1 protein-coding gene is annotated in these 296 nt (G+C 62.2%); it reads right to left on the bottom strand.

What is annotated here, in order from left to right:
* Positions 1-168, bottom strand: a 168-nt coding sequence (locus P0G09_RS19325) for a single-stranded DNA-binding protein (protein WP_275253482.1), incomplete at its 3' end; no start/stop codon positions are given.
* Between the last annotated feature and the right edge of the window lie 128 nt (positions 169-296).

The raw sequence follows: 296 nt of genomic DNA, 5'->3' as shown, positions 1-296 counted from the left end.
TGCGCGCCATGCGACGCACTCGAAGAAGTTGGTGATCTTCTTGCCGTCCTTGGTCTTGCGGCCGGTGTCGCTGGCGAGGGTGACGCTGGTGATCGCCGTGCCCTGCTGCGTGTACCTGAGCTCAGGGTCGGCGGTTAGACGGCCTTGGAGGCCGGTGTGGTTATACATTAGGCGTTTCCTCCTTGCTGGTTATGCTGTGCGGCCGCGTTGTCGAGGGACGTGCAGATCTCGTCGTACTCTTGGCGAGTCAGGGCGCCCGGATCGTGGAGAAGTACAAAAAGCAGGATCCGGCCGCC

The sequence above is a fragment of the Faecalibacterium sp. DFI.5.82 genome (assembly GCF_029076575.1).
Taxonomy (GTDB): Bacteria; Bacillota; Clostridia; order Oscillospirales; family Ruminococcaceae; genus Faecalibacterium; species Faecalibacterium duncaniae.
The sequence above is the reverse complement of the archived record's forward strand: the minus strand, read 5'-3'. Positions and strand labels throughout refer to the sequence as shown.